Origin of the sequence: Streptomyces sp. MJM8645 (genome assembly GCF_001625365.1) — a bacterium.
Classification (GTDB): domain Bacteria; phylum Actinomycetota; class Actinomycetes; order Streptomycetales; family Streptomycetaceae; genus Kitasatospora.
Genome location: NZ_LJJF01000001.1, coordinates 6,853,553 through 6,876,567 on the forward strand (window position 1 = coordinate 6,853,553; position 23,015 = coordinate 6,876,567).

Genomic DNA, 23,015 nt, shown 5'->3' on the forward strand with positions numbered 1-23,015 from the left:
TGACCACCGCTGGAAACCCGACAACGACGAAGGAGCACGACATGGACGAGAACACCCGCTACCAGGTGCTGCGCAACGACGAGGAGCAGTACTCCCTCTGGCCGGTCGACCTCGACGTGCCCGCTGGCTGGCAGCCCGTCGGCCAGGAGGGCACCGAGGCGGAGTGCACCGCCTACGTCGACGAGGTGTGGACCGACATGCGGCCGCGGAGCCTGCGCGAGCGCATGGAGAACGCCGGATCCTGACCGGCCGCAGTACTTCCGTCCCACGACAACCCCGAGGAGCTGACCGTGACCCCTTCGCTGCGCACCGAACACCTGGAGTTCATCCCCTACCGGGCCGAGGACGAGGACGCCTTCGTCTCCCTCCTCCGCAACGCTGACGTGTGCAGCTGGATGGGCCAGGACCTGGTGCCCGAGCCGCAGATCCGCGCGCTGTTCCGCGCGATCCTGACCGACGTGTACCCGCAGCAGCTCTTCGACGTGTGGGGCCTGTGGCTGGACGGGAGGTACGCGGGCCACGCCGAGGTGAAGAAGACCGGGAACGTCGACGGCCACGAGCTGGTCACCGCCCTCGCCCCGGAGTTCTGGGGCCGGGGCCTGGGCACCGAGGTGGTCCGCGGCCTGATCCGGTACGCCGCCGACGAGTTGGGCCTCAAGGAGGTCTACGGCATGGTGGGCGCGGAGAACGCCCCGAGCCTGGCGATGTCTCGACGGCTGGGCTTCCGGCACCTGCGCGACGTCGTCGGGGACGACGGCTCGGTGACGAAGGTGGTGGCGCTCTCGACGACCGACCAGGCCTGACCGGGCCCGGCCGGGTATGACCGCGGCCCGCGGCGCGTCCGGTCGCGCCGCGGGCCGCTGACGTGCGTGCCCGCTCAGCGGGCCGGTACCGCTCCGTTCGGCGCTCCCGGCCCGCTCGGCGTCCCCACCGTGCTGCGGCCCAGCAGCAGGGCGAGGTCGTCGGCCTGGCAGCGGATCTCCGGGATGGCGGTCGTCTCCAGCAGGTTGCCGCGCCGCAGCGAGCCCAGCGTCCACAGCGGCGCCGGCGCCCGGCCGCCGGTGGGGAGGAGCCGGCCGTCGGCGGCGGTGTCGAAGCCGCCGCCGACGGGGGCGGGGGAGCCGAGGCCGGTGGTGAGCAGGTCGGTGATCAGCGGGTCGTCGACCCGGGTGAGTTCGGCTTCGGAGCCGGTGCAGTTCAGCACCGCCCCCACCCGCAGCGCGCGGCCGTCGTCCAGCCGGACGTCGATGACCTCGCCGACCTCGCCGACCTCCCTGACCTCGCCGCCCCCGTCGGGGCCGTCCGAGGTGGTCTTGGCGTCGGCCACGGTGCCCCGGCCGATGCTGACCAGACCCGCGTCGACGGCGGCGCGCAGGGCCTGGGCGCTGACCGGCGGGATCCGGTGGCGGTGGGTCTCCCAGAGTCGGAGGTCCCGGGCCAGCAGCCGGGCCTGGTCGGCGGGTGGGAGCTGCTGCCACAGGGCGCTGGTGAGGGGGCGGAGGCTGTCGACCCCGGCCCGCCAGTCGCCGTGGACGCGGCGGCAGCGGGCGATCTGGCACAGCACCGCCCGGCGCAGCGCGGGCAGCCCCGCACGGGCGTCGAGCTGCGGGGCGACCGGGGCGACCGGGGCGACCGGGGCGACCGGGGTGGCCGGCGTGGCCGGCGTGGTGAGCGGGGTGGCGGCGTGCGGTCGGGGGACCAGGCCGTGCCGGGACAGGGCGTGGACGACGCGTCCGGGGCGTTGCAGGCTGAGCGCCATGTCGACCATGGTCAGGCCGGTGCCGACGAGCAGGACGTCGCGGTCCTCGGGGACGGCGGCCAGGGCGCCGGGAGCCCAGGGGTCGGCCAGGAACCGCCCGGAGTCGCGCAGCGCCGGCGGTGCCCAGGCCTGGCCGGGTGCGAAGTTGCCCAGGGCCAGCACCGCCGCGTCGACGTCGAGCGGCGGCCCGTCGTGCAGCCACAGGCGCAGCGGCGGGGTGGTCGTCTGCGGTCGGTGGGTGAGGGCGACGACGCGGTCGGGCACTCGGACCAGGTCGGGGGCGTCGGGGTGGTCGGCCGCCGCCGCCAGGCTCTCGGCGAGGTAGCGGCCGAAGAGGCGCCGGGGGACGAAGTCGTGCTCGCCGCCGCGGTCGCCGAGCCAACGCACGAAGTGGCCGGGGTCGTCCCGGTGGGCGCTCATCTGGCCGGCCCGGACGTTCAGCAGGTGGTGCGGCGCGTCGGTGCCGAACGCCAGCCCCGGGCCCGCGGGCCCGGGGTCGATGAGCCAGATCCGGGCCGGTGCGGGTCTCCCGGCGGCCGCGTGGTGGAGCAGGCGCAGAGCCGTGAGGGTGCCGGCGGCGCCTGCGCCCACCACGGCGATCTCTTGCGGGGTGCTGCTCTGGTTCACGGCGGCCGCGTCGGACGCGGCGGGAGACGTCATGTGGCCAACATCGAGCCGATCGCGCCGCCGCGTCCAACGACGGTTCATAGGCCCCTCGCCAAGCAGGACTTATGGCCGGGTGGCCCGGTGTCGCGCCGACCGGGGTGGGGGCGAAGGTCACGTAGGGTCCCGGGTTCGACACGTTCCGTCCCATAAGGAGAGTTTGGGGGCGCTTCGCCGCTCACCGTTCGAGCCTCTGGTTAGAGGGTGTCACGAAAGCTGTTGACCTCTCGCGCAGATCCGCGTTATAACTTCTAACGAACGCGCAAGCATCTATCGATCGCAGGGTCGCCGCAGCCGCGTTCGCAGCTCGACGGGCAACGCCAGCCCACCAACTGACACTCGATCAAGGGGAATTCCATGTCCGGCACCCGCAGCACCGGCGTCCGCGCCGCCCTGTTCGCCGTCCCGCTCGTCGTCAGCCTCCTCGGCGCCGCGGCCGCGCCCGCCGGGGCCGCCACCTCGCGCCCCGGTCCGTCCCTGACCTGCCGCGGCGAGGGCGTCGACCCCCGGGCCCAGGTCCGCTACCGGGCCGAGACGGTGATCCACGCGCCGCTGCACACCATCTGGAAGCTGCAGACCGACGTGGAGCGCTGGCCGTCCTGGCAGGGCCCCGTCGCGAGCGCGGAGCGCCTCGACCACGGCCGCCTGCGCCCGGGGTCGGCGTTCCGGTGGACGACCCCGCTCCCGCCCAACCCCGCGACCACCGCCACCAGCCTGGACATCACCTCGACCGTCCAGCAGCTCAAGCGGGAGTCCTGCCTCCGCTGGACCGGCCCCGCCGACGCCGAAGGGCTGCACATCGACGGCGTCCACGTGTGGAACTTCACCCGGGTCAAGGGCGGCGTCCGGGTGAGCACCGAGGAGACCCACACCGGGCCCCAGGTCGACGCGGACGTCCCCACCGCGACCGCGATCCTGCGCCAGGGCCTCGACGGGTGGCTGCACGACCTGAAGACCACCGCCGAGGCCGAAGCCGACCGGCGCTGACCGACGCCGAACGGGGCTAACCGGACAGGGCTTCGAGGGCGGCCCGGGCGGCGTTGTGGCCGGGGATGCCGCTGACTCCGCCGCCGCGGACGGCGCCCGCGCCGCACAGCAGGACGTTCGGGTGGGCCGTCGCCACGCCCCAGCGGGCGGCGGGGCCGTCCACCGGCCCGGTCGCGAACGGGAAGGAGAGGTCCCGGTGGAAGATGTGGCCGCCGGGCAGGCCGATCTCCCGTTCCAGGTCGGGCGGGGTCTTGGCCTCCACGCAGGGCCGGCCGGTGGCGTCCGGCGCGAGGCAGTCGGCGATCGGTTCGGCCAGCACCTCGTCCAGTTGGGCCAGGCTGGCCGCCAGGGCGCGCTCCTTGGCGGCCGGGTCGGTGAACAGCCGGGCGGGCATGTGCAGGCCGAACAGGGTCAGCGTCTGGAGGCCCTGGCGGACGGCTTCGGGGCCCAGGATGGTGGGGTCGGTGAGGGTGTGGCAGTAGATCTCCGACGGGGGTGCGGAGGGCATTCGGCCGGCCGCCGCCTCGGCGTAGGCGGTCTCCAACTGCCGGTAGCCCTCGGCGATGTGGAAGGTGCCCGCGAAGGCCTCCCGGGGGTCCGCGCCGGTGTCCCGGAGCCGCGGCAGCCGGCGCAGCACCAGGTTGACCTTCAGCTGGGCGCCCTCGGGCGCGGGCCCGGGTTCCTCGCCGAGGAGGCGGGCCAGAGTGGCCGGGGCGGCGTTGACCAGCACCCGGCGGCCCGCCGCGGTGGCCTCGCCGCCTTGGTGGCGGTACGTCACCTCGGCGTCGCCGTGGCCGTCGGTGGCGATGGCGGTGACCTCGCACCCGGTGCGGAGCTCCGCGCCGGCGGCCAGGGCCGCTTCGGCCAGCGCGTCCGTCACCGCGCCCATGCCGCCGACCGGGACGTCCCAGTCGCCCGTCCCGTTGCCGATCACGTGGTAGAGGAAGCAGCGGTTCTGCCGGAGCGAGGGGTCGTGGGCGTGGGTGAAGGTGCCGATCAGCGCGTCCGTCAGGGCGATCCCGCGGACCAGGTCGTCGCTGAAGGTCCGTTCGATCGTCTCGCCCAGCGGCCGTTCGAACAGGGTGGTCCAGGCGGTGTCGTCGGCGATCCGCCGGCGCAGTTCGGCGCGTGCGGGCAGCGGTTCGGTGAGGGTCGGGAAGACCTGTCGGGCGACCTGCCCGGTCATGCCGTAGAAGCGCTGCCAGGCCTCCCACTCCCGGTCGGTTCCGGTGAGGGCCCGGAACGACTCCCCGGTCCGGCCGGGGTCGGCGGCGTCCACCAGCAGGCCGGTGGGCTTCCCGTCCCGGACGGTGGGGGTGTACGAGGCGATCCGGCGGCGCCGCAGGTCGAGCCGCAGGCCCAGGTCCTGGACGATCTTCCGCGGCAGCAGGCTGACCAGGTAGGAGTAGCGCGACAGCCGGGCGTCCACGCCCGGGAACGCCCGGGTGGAGACGGCGGCGCCGCCAACCCGGGGCAGCCGTTCGAGCAGCAGGACCCGGCGTCCGGCCCGGGCGAGGTAGGCGGCGGCCACCAGCCCGTTGTGGCCGCCGCCGACGATCACGGCGTCGTACCGGGCGGGGGTGGACGGGTTCGCGTTCACCCCCGCCACGCTACGGGACGGGGGCGGGCCGGGGAATGCCCCGGACACGGCGGCCCCGGAGCGCCGCAGGGCCCCCTCGCAGCGGTTCGCGAGGGGGCCCTGCGGCATCCGGCCGGTCAGCGGCCGCCGTGGATCAGTTCGACGGAGAAGCCGTGGTCGGTGGAGACGGCAGGCGTTTTGACCTGCGTGACCCCGGTCGCGGCGTCGTAGTACCAGCCCGAGGCGGCCGAGTCGAGCGCCGCCGCCGAGTCCAGCCGGGGCAGCGGTCCGCCCTGCGTGACGACCAGGCGCGGGGCGGGCTTGCCGTGCACGGTGAAGCGGTACCCCCGCTCGGCCGGCTTGCCGGTGTAACTCCCCACGCTGGCACCGACCTTGACGACGGTGACCGGCCCGTGGGCGCGGACGTCCACCCGCTGGGTGGCCGAGGCGCCGGCGGCGAAGCCGCGGGTGACGCCGTCGTCCTCGTACAGGGTGTAGGAGGAGTCGCCCTGCGGGTAGAGGTCGTAGTCGAGCCGGGTGCGGTCCCGGTTCTCCCAGGACAGCGTGCCCTCGGGCCACATCGGCACGATCGAGCCGCCCTTGACGAACAGCGGCAGGGTGTCCAGCGGCGCGGAGTACCCGTTGATCGTGGTGGGGCCCTGGTAGGTGCGCCCGGTCCAGTAGTCGGTCCAGGTGCCCTTGGGCAGGTAGATGCCGTCGCGCACCGAGGTGTCGGAGTAGACCGGCGCGACGAGGAAGTCCGGCCCGGCCAGGAACTCGTACTTGGCGTTCGGGCCGAGGGCCGCCGGGTCGTCCGGGTACTCCAGGGCGAGCGGGCGCACCGCGCCGACGCCCGTCTTGGTGGCCTCCGCCGACAGCGTGTACATGTACGGCAGCAGCCGCTCCTTCAGCTGGAGGTACTTGCGGTTGATCGAGGTGTAGGGCTCGCCGTCCAGCCAGGGCTGCTGGTCGCGCTGCTCCTTGCCGGCCATGTCCTTGGCCCAGCCGTCCATGGTCATGATGGCCGGGAGGAAGGACTTCCACTGGAGGTCGCGGGTGTACATCTTCGGGTCGCGGCGGTAGATGGAGCCGACGTCGCCGGTGTTGTAGGCGATGCCGGACATGGTGGCGCCGGCGTAGGTGGGGATCTGCCAGCGGATGTAGTCCCAGGACAGGCTCTGGTCGCCGCTCCACAGGACGCCGCAGCGCTGGGCGCCGGCCCAGGAGACGGGCAGCCAGACGAAGCCGCGGGCGTCGCTGCCGTCCTCGATGCCGGCCTTGGCCTGGTCGCAGGCGTTCAGCGCGAAGTCGTAGCCGTTGCCGACCCAGGCGACGTCGAGCTTGCGCACCCGGACGCCGGCCTTGACCTCGGCGGCCTGGTCGGGCAGGCCGTTCTGGGTCCAGAGCCCGAGCTGGGCGTGGTCCTTGCGCAGGCCCTCGCCGGTCTGGGCGAGGTTCTCGTAGCCGCAGCCGTAGCCGTCGTTGACGAGCATCCAGCCGAGCGGCATCTGGTTCTGTGCGTAGCCGTCGGCGACCTTGAGCGAATCCGTGGTGTGGCGCTCGCCGCGGTTGGCGTTGTGCAGGTAGCAGTCGGCGGAGCCGGGTTCCAGGCCGTAGACGGGCGGCATGAAGGGCTTGCCGACCAGGGCGGTGTACTTGCCGATCACCGACTTGACGTCGCCGGTGAAGTAGTAGGCGTCCAGGCGTCGTTCCTGCTGGCCGGTGTGCACGGGCGAGCCGAAGTCGTAGATGCCCGGTGCGAGGGTGTTGCGGAAGACGCCGTAGCCGGCGGTGGAGATGTAGAACGGCTGCGAGTTGTTGTAGCCGCCCTCGTTCCAGTTGGTGCTGTTGGCGACGTGGACGGTCTTGTCCCGGTGGGAGAAGGAGCCGTTCTGTTCGCCGCCGCCGAAGAACTGCTCGTCGGCGCCGCGGACCAGGCTCTGCCGCAGCCCGCTGGTGGACCAGCGCAGCGGGGCGTCCTCCTGCCAGACGGCGGTGCGGTTGTCGGCCTTGTACAGGCCGAACCTCAGGGGGTGCTTGTAGACCCGCAGCACCTGGTCCTTGGAGCGGATGCCGTAGTAGTCGCCGGCGTCGAACGACGAGGTGCTGCGCTGGAGTTCGGGCTGCTTGCGGATGATGGTGCTGCCGGCCGGGTCGGTGAGCACGCCGTCCGGGGCGGCGCGCAGCCGCAGCTGGTCGTCGGCGAGGAAGTCGACCTTGGCCTTGAGGGTGCCGGCGGCGATGTCGTAGCTGCCCTGGCCGCCGGAGAAGGAGGTGAGGTTTCCCGCGTCGGCGGTCTGCGGCAGGTAGGCGCGGCCGGTGAAGGAGCCGCCGTGCACGTCGTAGGGGACGACCAGGACGTGGTAGGTGCCCGAGGCCTTCGGGATGACGGTCGCCTCGGGGTTGGCGGTGCCCGCGCTCTCGGCGACCTCCTTGCCGTTGGCGTCGTAGATGTAGAGGTCGAAGTCGTCGGTGGGGTTCTGCCACTGGATCGAGAGCGGGACGCCGCCCTCGGGGTTGTCGTCCCAGTAGCCGGCGGGGGCGTCGACGGTCAGGTCGAAGCGGCCGCAGACGGTGCCGTCCGGGTCCTGGGCGGCGGACGGGCAGGAGGCGGCGCCGCCGAGGGTGCCCTTGGCGTACGTGGGGCTCTGCCAGGTGGTGCTCTGGTGGCTGCCGTCGAGGACGGCGGAGCCGGGGGTGGCGGCGCGGGCCGGCAGGGCGGGCCCGGCGATGGCGGCGATGCTGGTGAGGGCCACGGTGAGGGCGGCCCGGCGGAGGCGAGGTCGTACCAAGCGCACGGTGTGTTCTCCCGTCGGATGAGCAAGAGATGTTCACTTACTGCGCGAAGCTGCTTGAACATGGGGGAATACAAGCAACATTCACAGTTATGGCCGGTCCATGTCAATGGTGGAGCCGCCGTTCTCGACACCCCGGACGGCGGCCGGGGCTACTTCACCGATCCGGCGGTCAGCCCGGAGACGACGTGGCGCTCGATGACGGCGAACAGCACCACGACCGGCACGATCGCGACCACCGATCCGGCGAACAGGTAGTTCCACTCCACGGTGTAGTTGCCGATGAAGCCGTTGATACCGACGGTCAGCGGCTGGCTCTCCGGGGCCGTCGACAGGGTCAGGCCCATCACGAACTCGTTCCAGGCGGAGATGAAGGTGAAGATCACCGCGGTGACCACGCCGGGCATGGCCAGCGGCAGCACCACCCGGCGCAGCGCCCCGAGCCGGCCGAGGCCGTCGAGCAGCGCGGCCTCCTCCAACTCGACCGGGATCGAGCCGATGTAGGCGGTGAGGATCCAGACGGCGAAGGCCAGGTTGAAGGCGGCGTTGCAGAGGATCAGCGTCCAGACCGAGTTGAGCATGTCCAGCTGGTAGAACTCGCGGTAGAGGCCCACCAGCAGCGAGGTCGGCTGGAACATCTGGGTGACCAGGACGAGCAGCAGGAAGAGCTTGCGGCCCCGGTACCTGAACCGCGCGGTGCAGTACGCGGCGGGCAGCGCGACCAGCAGCGCCAGCACGGTGGAGCCGCCGGCGACCAGCAGGGTGACCTTGAGGTTGGCGCCGAGCGTCGACTCGCGCCAGACGTCGACGAAGTTGGACCAGGCGGGGTGGTGCGGCAGGTAGCCCGCGTCGCGCAGCTCGTCGGCGGGGCGCAGCGCGGTGACGGCCATCTCCAGGTACGGGAGCAGGAAGACCGCCGCCAGCAGCCAGGCGGCCGCCGCCATGACCAGGGTGCGCGGCCGGATCCGAGCCCGGATCCGCGGCTCGGTCTGCGGCCGGATCCGGCGCGCGGGCGGGCGTGGCCGGCGTGTGGGCGGGCGGGCCGTCAACGCTCCTCCCCGTTCCAGCGGCCGACCTTGAGGAAGACGAGCACCATCAGCACCACCAGGGCGAAGTTGACCACCGACATGGCCGCGGACTCGCCGATGTCGGTGTTCTTCAGCTGGTACATGAACACCGTGCTGGTGGCCGTGGCGCTGCCGGGGCCGCCCTGGGTCATGCCCCAGATGACGGGGAAGGAGTTGAAGACGTTGATCAGGTTGATCACGAGGCCGACCAGGAAGGCCGGGCGCAGCAGCGGCAGGGTGATCCTCCGGTAGGCCTGCCACGGGGAGGCGCCGTCCACCCGGGCCGCCTCGTACAGCTCGCCGGGGACGGTCTGCAGGCCGGCGAGCAGGGTGTAGGTGGTGAACGGCAGCGAGACGAAGACGGCGACGAGGACCATCCAGGGCCAGGCGGTCGACGGGTCGCCGAGCCAGTCCCGGGGGCCGTCGACCAGGCCGAGGTCGGTCAGCGCGGTGTTGAGCACGCCGGCCGTCCGGTCGAGCATCCACCGGAAGCCGATGGCGGTCATCAGGACGGACGCGGCCCAGGGGGCGATCAGGGCCCAGCGCGCGAACCTGCGCCCGGGGAAGCGCTGGTTGAACAGCTGGGCCAGGCCGAGCGAGAGCGCCATCGTCAGGCCGACGACGGCCACCGTCCAGACCACCGTCGAGAGCAGCACCCGGCCGAGGTCGGCCTCGCCGAAGAGCTTGCGGTACTTGTCCAGCCCGGCGGAGCCGCGGACGAATCCGCTGGTGCTGATGCGCAGGAACGAGGTGCGGGCCATCTCGTAGACGGGCCACAGGACGACGGCCAGGATCAGCAGGACGGCCGGGGCGATCCACGGCAGCGGTCCGAGCCGGCCGGGGTCGGAGCCCGTCCGGGCGGGCCGGCCGGGCCCGGAGGCCTGGGGGGTGGGGGAGTCGAGGGACACGGCGGTGCCTTTCGGACGGGGCGCGGGCCGGGGCGGGCGTGCCCTACTTGTTCGCGACGGCGTCCCGGGCCTTCTTCTGCAGGTCGCCGAGCACCTTGGCCGGGTCGCCGGCGACGGCGGTGCCGATGCTCTTCTTGAGCTCGGCCGAGACCGCGTCCCAGGTGGTGTTGCCGAGCGGGTAGAAGGCGGCGTTCGGCAGGAGGGCGAAGAACGGTTCGAGGTCCTTGTGCTTGCCGCTGGCGGTCATCTCGCGCAGGGTGCCCTGGGTGACCGGCAGCAGGTTGTAGGTCTCGTCGAAGGCGAGCGTGTTGTCCTTGGAGTACGCGAAGTCGAGGAACTTCCTGATCTGGTCGCGGTGGCCGTTCTTCTTGAAGGCCATCGTCCAGTCCGCGACGCCGAGGGTGGAGGCGAGCGGGCCCGTCCTGCCGGGGACGGGCGCGACGCCGTAGTCGACCTTGCCGTCCTTGGACATCTGGATCAGCGAGGGGTGGCCGTTGGCCATGGCGGCCTTGCCCGCGGCGAAGTCGGCGAAGGCGGTCTTGCGGTCGGTGGTGGCCGGGTTGGCGTAGGTCAGGCCGGTGTCGACGAGGTTGGCCTTGAGCCAGCGGAAGGTGTCGACGTTGGCCTGGCTGTCGATGGCGTACGTGCCGTCCTTGGCGGTGGGGCCGCCGCCGTTGCCGAGCTCCCAGATCATGCTCTCGCCCTGGGCCTCCTCCGGGCCGAGCGGCAGCGCGTAGGGGGTGACCCCGGGCGCCTTGGCCTTGATCAGTTCGGCGTCCTTGCGCACCTCGTCCCAGGTGGTGGGCGGCTGGGTGATGCCGGCCTGCTGGAAGACGGCCTTGTTGTAGAAGAGGGCGCGGGCGGAGGAGACGAACGGGATGCCGTACTGCACGCCGTCGACCCGGCCGGCGTCGGCGAAGCTCGGGATCAGGTCGGCCCGGGTGTCGGCGGACAGGACGTCCTCGGCCTTGTAGAGGAGGTCGTCGGCGACCTTGTCGGCGTAGCCCCCGGTCTGCAGGACGTCGGGGACGTTGCCGCTCTGGATCATCGTCTTGACCTGCTTGTCGATGTCGTTCCAGTTCATCACCTGGACGTCGACCTTGATGCCGGGGTTGGCCGCGGTGAACGCGGTGGCGACGCCGTTCCAGTAGGCCTTGGAGCTGTTGGACTCCTTCTCGCCGTAGTCGGCGGCGACGAGTTTGAGCGTCACGGGGCCGTTCGGGGAGGACCCGCCACTGCTGCCGCCGCACGCCGTGAGGGCGAGCGCGCCGACGGCACAGACCGCCCAGAGGGCACGTACACGTGTGTTCACCGCAGTTACCGCCTTCGTACGCCGCTTGATCCTAGTTGCTTGAAGAGCGCTGGTTCTGAGCAGATTCGAAAGAGCGTGGCGTCGGGCAGTATTCACGAGGCGGACCGGCGGGGTCGAGGTGTCGCCCGGATGTCGTTATCGGACCGTTGCATGACAACTGGCGGTGCAGCAGAGAGCCCGGCCGGTTCTCCCCGGCCGGGCACCCCGCGTGAACAGGTCAGACGCGTGCGACCCGGACCCCGCAGGCGGCGATCGCCTTCTCCTGCGCCGCGGTGGCCTCGTCGTCGGTGACGAGGTCGTGCACCTCGGCGAGCGGGCAGATCTTGGCGAAGGTCACCCGGCCGATCTTGGTGCTGTCCGCCAGGACCGCCGAGCGCGCGCTGGCGTGCAGGAACGCGCGGTCGGTCTGGGCCTCCATCTCGTCGTGCGTGGTGCAGCCCTCCTGCGCCGTCAGGCCGTCCACCCCGATGAACGCGAGGTCCAGGTGGTACTGGGCGAGCATCCGGTCGGCGGCCGGCCCCACCAGCTCGTAACTCGTGGTCCGGGCCAGGCCGCCGACCACCACCAGGCGGACGTCCGGCCGGACGATGAGGTCCGCCGCGATGTTGACCGCGTTGGTCACGATGGTGATCCCGCCGCGCTCGGCCAGCACCCGGGCCAGCTCGCTCGTCGTCGTGCCGCCCGTCAGGCCTACCACGGAGCCGTCCGGCACCAGCCGGTCGGCCGCCAGCGCTATCCGCCGCTTCTCGGCCTGCCGCGTCCCGTGCTTGTGGCGCAGCGGCAGTTCGAGGTTGACGGCACCGGTGACCGCCCCGCCACGGGTGCGGTGCAGCAGGCCCTGCTCGTGCAGTTCCTGGAGGTCCCGGCGGACGGTGGCCGGTGACACCTGGAGGAGACCGGCCAGCTCGTGCACATCGGCGCTGCCCGCCTCGGTGATGTGGGCGAGGATCCGGGCGGTACGGTCGGCTTTGAGCATGGCCGAAGTCTAGGGCGTGTCCGTTGGATCACGCCGGGCCCGTGGGGCGGCGGACTGTGCGCAGAACCGCGCAAGCCGGCCGGGCGGCCCGGAGCGGGGGCGTCACCGGGTGGCGAAGACCCAGCGGTCGGCGGCGAAGGCGTCGTGGGGTTCGGGCCGGGGGCCGCGGCCGTAGTGGCGGGTGAAGTCGAACGGGGTGTGGACGGTGGTGGACCAGCCGCGCGCGGTGAGATCGGCGGTGGTGTCGGGGCGCGGCCCGGCGTCGAACAGGGCGAGCAGGTCGACGCCGAGCCGCTCGCGGGCGGTCGTGTAGACGGGGTTGTCGCGGACCGCCGCGGACTCCGGTCCGAGCCTGGCCTCGTACGCCAAGGTGCTGCCGGCGGCGCCGAGTCGGTCGACGGTGGCCGCGAGCCGCTGTTCGGCGGCGGCGGGCAGATAGGGCAGCAGGCCCTCGGCGAGCCAGGCGGTCGGCTCGGCGGGCTGGAAGCCGGCCGCGGTGAGGGCGTCGGCCCAGTCGCCGCGCAGGTCGGCGGCCACCGGCACGCGGCGCGCCGCCGGCCGGGCGTCGAGCCGGTCGAGGACGCGCTGCTTGAACGCGAGGACCTCGGGCCGGTCGACCTCGAAGACGGCGAGGTCGGCGGGCCAGTCGAGTCGGAAGGCCCGGGTGTCCAGGCCGGCGCCGAGCAGGACCACCTGGCGGACGCCCAGGTGGGCGGACCACAGCAGCTGGTCGTCCAACGCCCTGGTCCGCAGGGCGAAGTAGCGGCCGAGCCGACCCCAGAGCGGATCGGCCTCGCCGTCCGGGACGTCCCGGGGGTGGACCGGCCAGTGCGCGGAGGACCGGGCGGCGCGGACGAAGTGCTCGGCGTGGGCGTCCCGGGCGAGGGCGTCGGGGCGGTGGGTCTCGATCGCGCGGGCGGCGGCGACCATCAGGGCGGTCGGTCCGACGCCCTCGTCGACGCCGGCACGGGGGCGGGCGGCGGTGGCCATGGTCCCTCCTGGTGTTCGGACTTCGGGAAGCCGCGACCAGGTCCTGTCCGGCAGGATCGGCCGGACAGGCTGGACGGCGGACCGGTCGTGGGTGGTGGCGCGGGCGCCATGGGCCCGGTGCGTGAAGCGCGGGACGGCGCCGCCGGGCAGGCGCGGGGCGGCGGCGCCGTCGCTCAGCCGATCCGGGGTGCGTGCCCCGGGGAGATCAGGCGGCCGGTTGGCCCACCAGCAGGTCGCCGGGGATGCCGGCCTTGTCCGGGGCGTAGTAGTCGCGGATCCCGGCGGCCCAGACGGCCACCGTGATGCGGTCCTCGGGGGTGGGGCCGAAGGCGTCGAAGAGGGCGTGGATGTTGGCGTGCTCGAAGCCGATCGCGGTCATCAGCGCCACGAACAGCGGACGCTCGATCAGGCCGTCGCCGTCCGGGTCGCCGAGCGCGGACAGGGCGTCGGCGAACTCGCCGGCGGCGGGGCCGAAGCGCTCGGGCGAGAGGACGAAGCCGCCGAACTCCTCGCGGCTGATCACGCCGTCGCCGTTGGTGTCCAACTCGTCGGCCAGGGTGGTCCAGTAGCGCCGGAAGGCGGCGCGGATCGCGGCCTTCGCGGCCTCGTCCGAATCGGCGGCGGCCGCGACCACGCGGGCCGTCATCAGGTTGAAGTCGTCGACCTCGACGACGCCGTTGCGGTTGGCGTCGAACAGGGAGAAGACGAGGTCGATCCGCCGGGTGGCCTCGGTGGGCATGTGTCGCTACCTCTTTCCGTGGGTTCACGCGTGTCCGTGGGTCCACGCGTTCCGGTGGGACCGGATGGTGTGCGTCCGATCGGTCTCCCCACTATCGGCCACCCGGGTCGGAGCGGATGAGTCATGATCGAGTTCTTCACCTGATGGAGTGAACTATCAGCGTTCGAACGCCAGTTGGCGCGCAAACGGCCCTGCTCAGGCCGCCGGGGCGGCCGGCCGCCAGTCGGCGGGGCCGGCGGGCGGGAGGTGCCGGGGCAGGCCGGGCGTCCAGCGCTTGGTCCCGTCGGGCAGGACGGCGAGGGCCTCGACGCCGGGCTGCCGGGCGGCCCAGGCGAGCGCGCGGTCGGGGCCCATCGCGAAGGCGGCGGTGGCCCAGGCGTCGGTGCGGGCGATCCCGGTGCCGGGGGCGCCGACCAGGGTCAGCGAGGCGAGGCCGGACGCCGGCCGGCCGGTGTGCGGATCGAGGATGTGCGCGCCGCGCTCGGCGGTGCCGGAGGTGGCCACCGCGAGGCCGTCGCCGCCCAGCACGGCGGCCAGCGCGTCCGGCCGCAGCGGGTGGGCGACCCCGATCCGCCACGGGCCGCCGGCGGTCTGCACGTCCCCGCCGCCGCTGACGCAGTACTGCCGGGCCCCGGCGGCGGCCAGCAGCCCGGCCGCCTCCTCGACCGCCCACCCCTTGACCCAGCCGCTCGGGTCGAGCCGGCCGCCGGGCCGCTCGGTGAAGAAGCCGTCGGTCTGCGCGGCGACCTCGCGGCAGGCCGCCAGGACGACGCGGACCTGCGGATCGCAGTCGGCGAGGGCGAGTTCGCCCCGGTCGAGGCGGCTGATGTCGCTGTCCGGCCGGTAGGGCGAGAACACCGCGTCGATCCGGTGCAGCCGGTCGGCGATCCGGCGGAGCGCGGCGGGCGTGTCCGGGCCGGGATCGCGGACGGCGATCGAGAAGACGGTGCCCATGACGGGTTCGGCGTGGCGGAGCACCGCGCCTCACCGCCCGGCGCGGTCGAGCGCGCTCTGCAGGGAGCGGACGTAGCCGTCGCTGGTGAAGGTCGCGCCGCTGACCACGTCGATCCCGGCGCTCTGTGCGGCGATCGCCTCCTGGTTGAGCAGGGGCAGCGCGGAGCTGTTGATCTCGCGGTCCCGGCGGTCCTCGGTGGGGTACTTGACGACGTCGACGGTGGTGATCCGGCTGCCGGCGAGGGTGACCTCGACCTGGACGGGGCCGTAGCGGGTGTTCACGGCGTCGCCGGTGACCTTCCGGGTGCCGCCGGCGCCGGCCGCGGCACCGGCGGCCGGTGCGCTGGGAGAGACCGACGGCCCGGCGGTGGCGTCGGAGGCCCCGGCGGCGGTGCCGGACGAACCCGCGCCGCCGGACGAGCCTGCGGTACCGGACGAGCCCGTGCCGCCGGAGCTGATCACCGGCGCGGGCCCGGCGGCCCCGTGCGGTTTGAGGGAGAGCAGCAGGACGACTCCGGCCGCGGTGGCGGCGCTGGTGACGACGGCTCGGCGCATGGGCGGGGCTCCTCGGGGGTGTGGCGGAGGTGGCGTTGTGACGGGTCTCGGCAGGTCCGGCGGGCTCGGCGAGCGGGCTCAGAAGTCGAAGGACTCCCGGTGGATGCGCCCCGCCCGCACCCCGGCGGCCCGCAGCGAACGGACGGCCTCCTCGGCCAGCGCGTCCGGCCCGCACAGGTAGACCTCGTGCTCGGCGAGGTCGGGGACGAGCCGGGCGAGCGCGCGGCCGAGGTCGCCGATCCGCGCCCGCGGGCCGACCAGTTCGTGCACCGCGGCGCCCCGCCGCCGGGCCACCTCCGCCAGCTCGGCCCGGAACAGCACGTCCTCCGGGCGCCCGGCCCGCTGGACCAGGGTCAGCTCGCCCGGCAGCGTCTCGAACAGCGCCCGCAGCGGGGTGATCCCCACCCCCGCCCCGAGCAGCAGCACCCGGCGCCGCCGTTGCAGCCGCCCGGTGAACGCCCCGTACGGGCCCTCGGCGCGCACCGGGGTGCCCGGGCGCAGCGCGGCCACCGCGGCGCTGTGCCCGCCGAGGTCCTTGACGGTGAAGCGCAGGAAGTCCGGGCGCGGCGGCGCGGACAGCGAGTACGGGTTGGCGGCCCACCGCAGGCCGGGCGCCTGGAACTGGAGACGGAAGAACTGGCCCGGCTCGGCCCGGAGTTCGTCCAGCCGCCGACCGGTCAGGAACAGCGACACCACGCCCGGCCCCTCCCGCCGGACCTCCGCCACCCGCAGCCGGTGCCGGCGGTCGAGCAGCCAGGGCCGGGCCAGCCGGTACCAGCCCAGCAGGGCGGCGGTGCCGAGGTAGAGCGCGTACCAGGCGGCGCGGGCCGGGCCGTCGCCGAGGTCGGCGCCGGTGGCCAGCTGGTGGCCGAAGGCGAGCGCCACCGCGAGGTAGGTGGCCAGGTGCAGGTAGTACCAGGCCTCGTACGGGAGGCGGCGCCGGGCGGCGCGGGCGGAGACGGCGCCGGTGCCCAGCATCAGCAGGGTGCCCAGTGCGGCCTTGAGCATCTCGGGGTAGTGGAAGACGATCTCCACGCCCTCGCCGAAGAGGCCGCGCCCGTCCGTCAGCGCGTACCCCCAGACGACCGACAGCACGTGCACCGTCACCACGGCGACCAGCCAGCGCCCGCCGAACGCGTGCCAGCGGGCCAGCCGGTCGGCGCCGACCCCGTGCTCCACCGGCGGCAGCCGGGCCATCAGCAGGAGCAGCACCGGCGCCGCGTACCCGGCGAGCAGGCCGGTGATCCGGCCCGCCCCGGTCAGCCAGCCGGCCGCGCCGGCGACCGCAGGGGTGTCGGACCACCACAGCGCGAGGACGCCGAGCGCCCCGGCGGCGATCAGGCCCAGCACCGCGTCCGGCCGGGCGGCGGCCGGGCGGCGCGGGGCCGCCCGGCGGGTGCGGGCGGCGGGTCTCGGCGGGGCGGCGGTGGCCATCGGGGATCCTCCTTCGGGCCCGGCGGGCGAGCACCGCCGGGGCGCACCACGATCGCACCGCAACCTCTGAGCCGGCTCTGAACCGGTGCCGCCGCCCCCGTCGCCCCCGGCGGTGTCGCCGCAGGTCAGGGCGGGTGGAGCGGGTTCTGCGGGCGACTGCCGGTCTCAGGGCTTTCTCATCGCGGTGGGCCAGGATGAAGGCGGCCGACCGCCTGCACCCAGGGAGCACCATGGACGACACCGCCGAGCGGGGCGCCGACCGGCAGGACTGGCGGGTCCTGGTCGTCGACGACGAACCGGACCTGGTGGAGGTGGTCTGCGGCGCGGTCCGCTACGAGGGCTGGCAGGCGCGGGGCGAGACCACCGGTCTGGCCGCCGTCCGGGCGGCGGCGCACTGGCGCCCGGACGCCGTGGTGCTCGACATGATGCTGCCCGACCTCGACGGCATGGAGGTGCTGCGCCGCATCCACGCCGAGCGGCCCGAGGTGCGGGTGCTCTTCCTCACCGCCCGGGACGCCGTCGAGGACCGGATCGCGGGCATCGCGGCGGGCGGCGACGACTACGTGACCAAGCCGTTCAGCCTGGCCGAGGTGGTGGTCCGGCTGCGCGGGCTGCTGCGCCGGGCCGCCCCGCCGGGGGCCGCGGGGCAGCCGCCCGCACACGCCCTGGTGCTCGGCGACCTCGTCCTCGACGAGCGGGCCCGCGAGGTCACCCGGGCCGGTGAGGTGGTCGACCTCAGCCCGACCGAGTATGCGCTGCTCGCCCACCTGATGCACCACCCGCGGCAGGTGCTCAGCAAGGCGCAGATCCTGGACGCCGTCTGGTCGTACGACTTCGGCGGGCAGGCGCACGTCGTCGAGCTGTACATCAGCTATCTGCGCAAGAAGCTGGACGCGGGCCGGACGCCGATGATCCACACGGTGCGCGGCGCCGGGTACCTGATCAAGGCGGCCCCGTGACCGGCGGCCCCACGACGGGCAGCCCCATCACGGGCGCCGCCAGGGCGCGCCGCCGGGCCGCCCGGCTGGTGCCGCGGACGCTGCGGGCCCGGCTGATCGCCGGCCTGCTGGTGCTGCTGGTGGTGACCTGCGCCGCGGTCGGCCTCGCCACCACGGCGGCGCTGCGCCACTTCCTGGTGGACCGCCTGGACCAGCAGCTCGCCGACGCCGGCGGGCGCTACGCCGCCAGCCTGGAGCACGCCGGCCAGGGCGGCGGCACCGACACCCGGGCGCAGACCCCCGGCACCCTGGGCGCCCGGCTGCTGGACGGCCGGGTCACCGCGGCGGGCGTGGTCGACGGGGACGCCGACGACGCCAACGGCCCCAGCGCCGACGACCGGCTGGTGTTCTCGCCGGCCGAGCAGCGGGCCCTCGCTGCCCTGCCGGTCGGCGGGCCGGCCCGCACCGTCGACCTGGGCCGCGCGCAGGGCCACTACCGGGTGCGCGCGGTGGCCGGCCGGGACGGCGACGTGCTGGTCAGCGGACTGCCGCTGCGCCCGGCCGAGGACACCGTGGACCGGCTGGCGACCCTGGAACTGACCGTCTTCGCGATCGCCGTCGCCGGGGCGGGGGCGGCCGGGGCGGTCTGGGTCGGCTGGTCGCTGCGTCCGCTGCGGCGGGTGGTGGGCACGGCCGAGCGGGTGGCCGCGCTGCCGCTCGCCAGCGGCGCCGTCACGCTGGCCGAACGCGTCCCGGACGACGATCCGCGGACGGAGGTCGGCCGGGTCGGCGCGGCGCTCAACCGGATGCTCGGGCACGTGGGCGACGCGCTGGCCCGCCGGCACGCGGTGGAGGAGCGGCTGCGGGCGTTCGCGGCCGACGCCAGCCACGAGCTGCGCACCCCCGTGGCGGCGGTCCGCGGCCACGCCGAACTCGCGCTGCGCCACCCGGGCGCGGTGCCCGGTCCGGTCCGGCACTCGCTGGAGCGGATCGACGCGGAGGCGGTGCGGATGGGCGCGATCGTCGAGGACCTGCTGCTGCTCGCCCGGCTGGACGCCGGCCGGCCGCTGGCCGACGCCGAGGTCGACCTGACCCGGATCGCGCTGAACGCGGTGGTCGACGCCCGGGCGGCCGGGCCCGGGCACCGCTGGCGCCTGGCGCTGCCCGAGGAGCCGGTGCTGGTGCGCGGGGACGCGGACCGGCTCAGCCAGGTGGTGGTCAACCTGCTGGCGAACGCACGGACCCACACCCCGCCCGGCACCGAGGTCGAGCTGAGCCTGGAGCCGGCCGGGGCGGAGGTGCGGCTGGCCGTCGCCGACGACGGCCCGGGGATCACGCCGGAGCTGGCGGACCGGATGTTCGAGCGGTTCGTCCGGGGGGACCGCGCCCGCTCGCGCTCGACCGGGTCGACGGGGCTCGGCCTGTCGATCGTGCGGGCGGTGGTCCGGGCGCACGGCGGCACGGTGGACGCGGCGAGCCGGCCGGGCCGCACCGTGTTCACCGTCCGGCTGCCGCTCTGACCGGGGGCGCGGGACTGGTGGTGCGGAAGCGGTGGCGGTACTCGGTCGGGGTGGTGTCGAGCCGGCGGCGGAAGGCCCGGACCAGGGTGTCGGTGGTGCCGAACCCGCAGTCGGCGGCGACGCGTTCGAGCGTGGCATCGGTGGATTCGAGCTGGTGGCGGGCGAGTTCGACCCGGGCCGACTCGATGTAGGCGCTGGGCGTGGTGCCCAGTTCGGTCTTGAAGATCCGGGTCAACTGCCGTTCGCTGACGTGGGCGTGGGCGGCGAGGTCGGGGACGGTGAGCCGGCCGGTGAGGTTGCGCAGGACGTGGTGGCGCAGCTCCTCGACCCGCCGGGTGGTGGAGACGGGTTCCAGCGGGACGCTGAACTGGCTCTGGCCGCTGGGGCGTTTGAGGTACATCACGAGCTGGCGGGCGACCCTCAGCGCGAGCTCCTCGCCGAAGTCCTCGGCGACCAGGGCGAGGGAGAGGTCGAGGCAGGCGCTGATGCCCGCGCCGGTCCAGACGTCGCCCTCGCGGATGAAGATCGGGTCGGCGTCCACCTCGATCTCCGGGTACTCGGCGGCCAGTTGTGCGGCGGTCGACCAGTGGGTGGTGGCGCGCTTGCCGTCGAGGAGTCCGGCGGCGGCGAGCAGGTGCGCGCCGACGCAGACCGAGGCGATGCGGCGCGAGCGCCCGGCGAGGGCGCGCACCCAGTCGACCACGGCCGGGTCGGTGCGCGGGCGGACCAGGCGCTGGCCGTCCACCTCGACGGCGCCGGGCACCAGCAGGGTGTCGATGGCGCTCGCGGCGGCCTCGTCGAAGGTGAGGTCGGGCAGGATCCGCACGCCGGCGGCGGTGGTGACCGGGTCCGTGGTCGCGGCGGCGAGGACGACGCGGTAGCCGGTCGCGTCGCCGGTCTCCCGCCGGACGAGGGAGAACACCTCGGGCGGTCCGGTGACGTCGAGCAGGTCGACGCCCTCGAACAGGACGATGACGATCAGTCGTTGTACGGCGCCCACGGCCCCACCTGCGCTCTCTTCGTGCTCTCTCGATGTCGGAATCTGCAGGTTAGACGGCATTGCCGACATCTGGTGACCGGTCGTAGCGTTCCAGGGGCCGGGCCGCCGCGGCCGTCGCAGCCGCCGCCCGCCCTTACCCGTGTACCGAACCGAAGGTGGTCCCCCCCATGCCCACGACGACCCTGCGCGCCCTGAACGGCCTCGACGAGACGCCCGCCACGCTCGCCGCGTCCACGCTGATCCTGATCGACTACCAGAACACCTACGTGCGCGGCGTGATGGAGCTGGAGGGCTGGCGGGAGGCGCTCGACGCGGCCGCGGCCCTGCTCGCCCGGGCGCGCGCGGCGGGCGCCACGGTCATCCACGTGATCAACGACGGCGGCGCGGGCACCCCGTACGACGTCCGTGCCGAGATCGGGCAGATCCACCCCGCCGTGGCACCGGCCGAGGGTGAGGCCGTGGTCGTCAAGCAGGCCCCGGACGCCTTCGTCGGCACCGGCCTGGGCGCCCTGCTCGACGAGGCCGGCCACCAGGACGTGGTGGTCGCGGGCTTCATGACCCACATGTGCGTGGCCTTCACCACCGCGGGCGCCTTCCTGCGCGGCAACCGGCCGACCGTCGTCGCCGACGCCTGCGCGACCCGCCCGCTCGCCTCGGCGGGCACCCGGGTGACCGCCGCCCAGCTGCACCGCAGCGCCCTGGCGACGATCGGCGACCTGTACGGCGTGGTCGTGGAGTCCCAGGCCGCGCTGAGCTGAACCGTTTCCGTCGGGGACCGGCCCGTCGGCCGGGCCCCGACAGCGGCGGTGTCAGGCCAGTGGGCGGCAGAGCAGCGCGTCCGGGACGCCGGCGTGCAGCCAGCGCCAGGTGAAGGCGACCCCCGCGACGTACTCGTTCGAGGCGCACTGTCCCTTGTAGGCCCCGGGCGCCCAGTCGCTGGCCGCCGAGTCGGCGCCGGTGGCGGCCGGGGGCCGGTTGTCGCCGTGGTCGAACCAGAGCACCCGGTCGGGCGCGGCGGGCGGCGCGGACACGGCCGGGGCGCAGAGCAGGGCGGCCATCGCGTCGGCGCGGACGCTGTAGCCGACCGCGAACCGGCCTTCCGGGCACTGGAGTTTGTTGTAGCCGGGCGCCCAGTCGCCGCCGGTGACGTAGCGCTCGTCCGTGACGGTCGTCCAGGCGTCCGGCCCGGTGGCGGGCTGCCCGGCGTCGGTGCACAGGCCGCGGCCGTCACCGCGGCCGAGGCCGATCAGGCGCTGGCCGTCCGGGCAGTTCCCCTTGCGGTTGCCGCTGCTCCAGTCGGGCAGGGCCAGCATCCGCCGGGAGGCGTTCTGGTCGGTGTGGTCGAGGTCGAGCAGGTTCCAGCGGGCGGCGGCCGGCACCGGGCCGGTGTACCCGGGGGTGGCGACCAGCCGGTTCCAGTCCGCGGCGCGCCAGTCGCCCGGGTCTTCGACGCTCAGCCGCCGGCCGGCCTGGTCGTAGTGGAGGAGCGCCCAACTGTCCTGCGGCACACCGTCGTTGTGCCATCCGACCAGCGGCCAGACGGCGAAGTCGGTGTCGTGCTCGGCCAGGATCGCGGTGAAGCGGTCGAACCAGGCCTGCTCCTTGGCGTCGGTCGGGCCCCGCCCGCCCGCACCGAACTCGCTGATCCAGACCGGGGCGGTGAAGTGCTGCCCGGCGCGGGTGACGAAGAGCGCCTCCTCGTCGACCACCGCAGCGAGTTGACTGGGCGTCAAGTCCTGGTAGCGGGGATCGCCGGTGGCGCCCGGACCGCTGCCCGCACCGGTGTTGGCCGAGCCGGTGTACCCGTAGAAGTGCGCCGAGTAGACCAGTTTGCCCGAGTCGATCAGGGTGTGGGAGAGCGTGGCCACCGGCTTGAGCATCGGACGGCCGTGCGGCAGGCCCGCCAGCGGGACGCCCTGCCAGTTGGTGCCCTCCATGATGATCAGCAGGTCGGGGGCGGCCTGGAGGATCCGGTTGCCCGCCTCCTCGAAGGCGGCGTACGCGTCGTGGCCGTCGCCCAGGCCCCAGTTGGGGTCGTCCCAGGTGTCGCGGCGGACCTCGTTGCGCAGGTCGGCGCCGACCACGCGCTTGTTGGCCCGGTACCGGTTCACCATGAACAGCCAGTCCTGCTCCCACGTCTCGGTGGACTGGCCGCTGTTCCACCGCTCGTTGCCGTCCAGGCCGCAGCAGAACCGGTACCCGGTGGTGTGGTTGTTGAGGATCACCGCGAACCCGTCGGCGGTGAGCGCCGCCACCACCGCGTCGTACACCTGCAGCGGGGTGCTGCCGCGCAGCCCGGGGTTGGCGGCGACGGCGGCGTCCGGGACGGCGGCGGTGTCCCGGATCATCGCGTCCGCGAACGGCAGTCGGACGCTGTTGAGCCCGAGGCTGTGGAAGCCCGCCATGATCTCGGACAGCGGCGCCCGGTCGAGGCCGAGCGGCAGGTTGTACGAGACCTGGCCGGCCTGGTTGTTCGCCGGATCGGTGGTCGAGCCGCTGCCCTGCCACGTGCCCTGCGCGCCGGACCAGTTGCCGGACTTCAACTTGAACCGGTCGCCCGACGCGTCGACGACGTACCGCCCCCGGGTGCTGAGCGGTCCCGCCCAGGAGGCCGCCAACTGCGCGCCGCTGAGCGGCGCCGGGGCGGCGGTGGTGGCGCTTTCGGTGGCGATGTCCGGGGCGGCGGTAGCGGCAGTGGCCGCCGGCACAACGAGCAACGCGGACAGCGCCGTTGCCGCGGACAGCACGCGGAGCGCGAGTCTTCTCATGAGGGTTCCCAGCGGTGAGGGTGGGTGGGTGTCCGTACACGGTCACCCGGGATCCTGGCACAGCCGCGCCC

At 74.1% G+C, this 23,015-nt stretch carries 19 protein-coding genes and 1 pseudogene; 6 read left to right on the forward strand and 14 right to left on the reverse strand.

The features are described 5' to 3' along the window. Positions 1 to 41: 41 nt before the first annotated feature. Positions 42 to 245, forward strand: coding sequence for an MbtH family NRPS accessory protein (locus A6F73_RS28860; RefSeq protein WP_063350451.1), 204 nt, complete (start codon positions 42 to 44; stop codon positions 243 to 245). A 45-nt stretch (positions 246 to 290) separates the two neighbouring features. Continuing rightward, positions 291 to 803: a GNAT family N-acetyltransferase gene (locus A6F73_RS28865; RefSeq protein ID WP_063350452.1), complete on the forward strand. Its 513-nt coding sequence runs from the start codon at positions 291 to 293 to the stop codon at positions 801 to 803. Between the two features lie 74 nt (positions 804 to 877). Here the strand turns inward: A6F73_RS28865 and A6F73_RS28870 are convergent, their stop codons facing one another. After that, entirely contained in the window at positions 878 to 2,419 is a 1,542-nt protein-coding gene (locus A6F73_RS28870) for an FAD/NAD(P)-binding protein (protein WP_063350453.1), read from the reverse strand. 360 nt (positions 2,420 to 2,779) lie between these two features. On the opposite strand from A6F73_RS28870, the gene A6F73_RS28875 reads away from it, so the two are divergent. Then, positions 2,780 to 3,409 carry an SRPBCC family protein gene (locus A6F73_RS28875; RefSeq protein WP_063350454.1) on the forward strand — a complete coding sequence of 210 codons (630 nt, stop codon included), beginning with the start codon at positions 2,780 to 2,782 and terminating at the stop codon, positions 3,407 to 3,409. 16 nt (positions 3,410 to 3,425) lie between these two features. Here A6F73_RS28875 and A6F73_RS28880 read toward each other — a convergent pair whose 3' ends face one another. The 11 genes and pseudogenes from A6F73_RS28880 to A6F73_RS28930 all read right to left on the reverse strand — a co-directional run bounded on the left by A6F73_RS28880 (position 3,426) and on the right by A6F73_RS28930 (position 16,718). Further along, positions 3,426 to 5,009 (reverse strand): NAD(P)/FAD-dependent oxidoreductase, encoded by a 1,584-nt coding sequence (locus tag A6F73_RS28880; RefSeq protein ID WP_063350455.1) that lies wholly within the window; start codon positions 5,007 to 5,009, stop codon positions 3,426 to 3,428. A gap of 134 nt (positions 5,010 to 5,143) precedes the next feature. Further along, positions 5,144 to 7,327, reverse strand: a pseudogene (locus tag A6F73_RS28885) (TIM-barrel domain-containing protein); the annotation flags it as partial. A gap of 608 nt (positions 7,328 to 7,935) precedes the next feature. Beyond that, entirely contained in the window at positions 7,936 to 8,760 is an 825-nt protein-coding gene (locus tag A6F73_RS28890) for a carbohydrate ABC transporter permease (protein WP_244293734.1), read from the reverse strand. A 68-nt stretch (positions 8,761 to 8,828) separates the two neighbouring features. After that, positions 8,829 to 9,758: a sugar ABC transporter permease gene (locus tag A6F73_RS28895; protein WP_063350457.1), complete on the reverse strand. Its 930-nt coding sequence runs from the start codon at positions 9,756 to 9,758 to the stop codon at positions 8,829 to 8,831. A gap of 43 nt (positions 9,759 to 9,801) precedes the next feature. Beyond that, the gene (locus A6F73_RS28900) at positions 9,802 to 11,070 is read right to left on the reverse strand and encodes an extracellular solute-binding protein (protein WP_063350458.1); all 1,269 of its coding nucleotides are present in this window, start codon (positions 11,068 to 11,070) and stop codon (positions 9,802 to 9,804) included. Between the two features lie 217 nt (positions 11,071 to 11,287). Beyond that, complete coding sequence (locus A6F73_RS28905; RefSeq protein WP_063350459.1) at positions 11,288 to 12,046, reverse strand: DeoR/GlpR family DNA-binding transcription regulator; 759 nt, start codon at positions 12,044 to 12,046, stop codon at positions 11,288 to 11,290. A gap of 102 nt (positions 12,047 to 12,148) precedes the next feature. Next, positions 12,149 to 13,036, reverse strand: coding sequence for an SAM-dependent methyltransferase (locus tag A6F73_RS28910; RefSeq protein ID WP_063350460.1), 888 nt, complete (start codon positions 13,034 to 13,036; stop codon positions 12,149 to 12,151). A 205-nt stretch (positions 13,037 to 13,241) separates the two neighbouring features. Beyond that, positions 13,242 to 13,775, reverse strand: coding sequence for an EF-hand domain-containing protein (locus tag A6F73_RS28915; RefSeq protein ID WP_063350461.1), 534 nt, complete (start codon positions 13,773 to 13,775; stop codon positions 13,242 to 13,244). Between the two features lie 195 nt (positions 13,776 to 13,970). Beyond that, positions 13,971 to 14,729: an FAD:protein FMN transferase gene (locus A6F73_RS28920; protein ID WP_063351632.1), complete on the reverse strand. Its 759-nt coding sequence runs from the start codon at positions 14,727 to 14,729 to the stop codon at positions 13,971 to 13,973. 30 nt (positions 14,730 to 14,759) lie between these two features. Beyond that, on the reverse strand, positions 14,760 to 15,284 hold the full coding sequence (locus A6F73_RS28925) for an FMN-binding protein (RefSeq protein ID WP_063350462.1): 525 nt from the start codon (positions 15,282 to 15,284) through the stop codon (positions 14,760 to 14,762). A gap of 78 nt (positions 15,285 to 15,362) precedes the next feature. Next, positions 15,363 to 16,718 carry a ferredoxin reductase family protein gene (locus A6F73_RS28930; RefSeq protein ID WP_063350463.1) on the reverse strand — a complete coding sequence of 452 codons (1,356 nt, stop codon included), beginning with the start codon at positions 16,716 to 16,718 and terminating at the stop codon, positions 15,363 to 15,365. Positions 16,719 to 16,948: 230 nt separating this feature from the next. Here A6F73_RS28930 and A6F73_RS28935 point away from each other — a divergent pair, with 230 nt between their 5' ends. Beyond that, the gene (locus tag A6F73_RS28935; protein WP_063350464.1) at positions 16,949 to 17,677 is read left to right on the forward strand and encodes a response regulator transcription factor; all 729 of its coding nucleotides are present in this window, start codon (positions 16,949 to 16,951) and stop codon (positions 17,675 to 17,677) included. A gap of 26 nt (positions 17,678 to 17,703) precedes the next feature. Beyond that, positions 17,704 to 19,176, forward strand: coding sequence for a HAMP domain-containing sensor histidine kinase (locus A6F73_RS28940; RefSeq protein WP_063351633.1), 1,473 nt, complete (start codon positions 17,704 to 17,706; stop codon positions 19,174 to 19,176). Here A6F73_RS28940 and A6F73_RS28945 read toward each other — a convergent pair. After that, positions 19,154 to 20,176, reverse strand: coding sequence for a DJ-1/PfpI family protein (locus A6F73_RS28945; protein WP_063350465.1), 1,023 nt, complete (start codon positions 20,174 to 20,176; stop codon positions 19,154 to 19,156). The genes A6F73_RS28940 and A6F73_RS28945 overlap by 23 nt on opposite strands. Before the next feature lie 167 nt (positions 20,177 to 20,343). Here A6F73_RS28945 and A6F73_RS28950 point away from each other — a divergent pair, with 167 nt between their 5' ends. Then, positions 20,344 to 20,934, forward strand: a complete 591-nt coding sequence (locus A6F73_RS28950) for an isochorismatase family protein (RefSeq protein WP_063350466.1) — start codon at positions 20,344 to 20,346, stop codon at positions 20,932 to 20,934. Positions 20,935 to 20,985: 51 nt separating this feature from the next. Here the strand turns inward: A6F73_RS28950 and A6F73_RS28955 are convergent, their stop codons facing one another. Next, positions 20,986 to 22,944 carry a cellulase family glycosylhydrolase gene (locus A6F73_RS28955; protein WP_063350467.1) on the reverse strand — a complete coding sequence of 653 codons (1,959 nt, stop codon included), beginning with the start codon at positions 22,942 to 22,944 and terminating at the stop codon, positions 20,986 to 20,988. Positions 22,945 to 23,015: the final 71 nt, after the last annotated feature.

Excerpts from the sequence above, each read along its gene's own strand:
- A6F73_RS28860 (WP_063350451.1), top strand. The coding sequence starts at position 42 with ATGGACGAGAACACCCGCTACCAGGTGCTGCGCAACGACGAGGAGCAG.
- A6F73_RS28870 (WP_063350453.1), bottom strand. The coding sequence starts at position 2,419 with ATGACGTCTCCCGCCGCGTCCGACGCGGCCGCCGTGAACCAGAGCAGC.
- A6F73_RS28875 (WP_063350454.1), top strand. The coding sequence starts at position 2,780 with ATGTCCGGCACCCGCAGCACCGGCGTCCGCGCCGCCCTGTTCGCCGTC.
- A6F73_RS28905 (WP_063350459.1), bottom strand. The coding sequence starts at position 12,046 with ATGCTCAAAGCCGACCGTACCGCCCGGATCCTCGCCCACATCACCGAG.
- A6F73_RS28910 (WP_063350460.1), bottom strand. The coding sequence starts at position 13,036 with ATGGCCACCGCCGCCCGCCCCCGTGCCGGCGTCGACGAGGGCGTCGGA.
- A6F73_RS28915 (WP_063350461.1), bottom strand. The coding sequence starts at position 13,775 with ATGCCCACCGAGGCCACCCGGCGGATCGACCTCGTCTTCTCCCTGTTC.
- A6F73_RS28920 (WP_063351632.1), bottom strand. The coding sequence starts at position 14,729 with ATGGGCACCGTCTTCTCGATCGCCGTCCGCGATCCCGGCCCGGACACG.
- A6F73_RS28925 (WP_063350462.1), bottom strand. The coding sequence starts at position 15,284 with ATGCGCCGAGCCGTCGTCACCAGCGCCGCCACCGCGGCCGGAGTCGTC.
- A6F73_RS28930 (WP_063350463.1), bottom strand. The coding sequence starts at position 16,718 with ATGGCCACCGCCGCCCCGCCGAGACCCGCCGCCCGCACCCGCCGGGCG.
- A6F73_RS28935 (WP_063350464.1), top strand. The coding sequence starts at position 16,949 with ATGGACGACACCGCCGAGCGGGGCGCCGACCGGCAGGACTGGCGGGTC.
- A6F73_RS28950 (WP_063350466.1), top strand. The coding sequence starts at position 20,344 with ATGCCCACGACGACCCTGCGCGCCCTGAACGGCCTCGACGAGACGCCC.
- A6F73_RS28955 (WP_063350467.1), bottom strand. The coding sequence starts at position 22,944 with ATGAGAAGACTCGCGCTCCGCGTGCTGTCCGCGGCAACGGCGCTGTCC.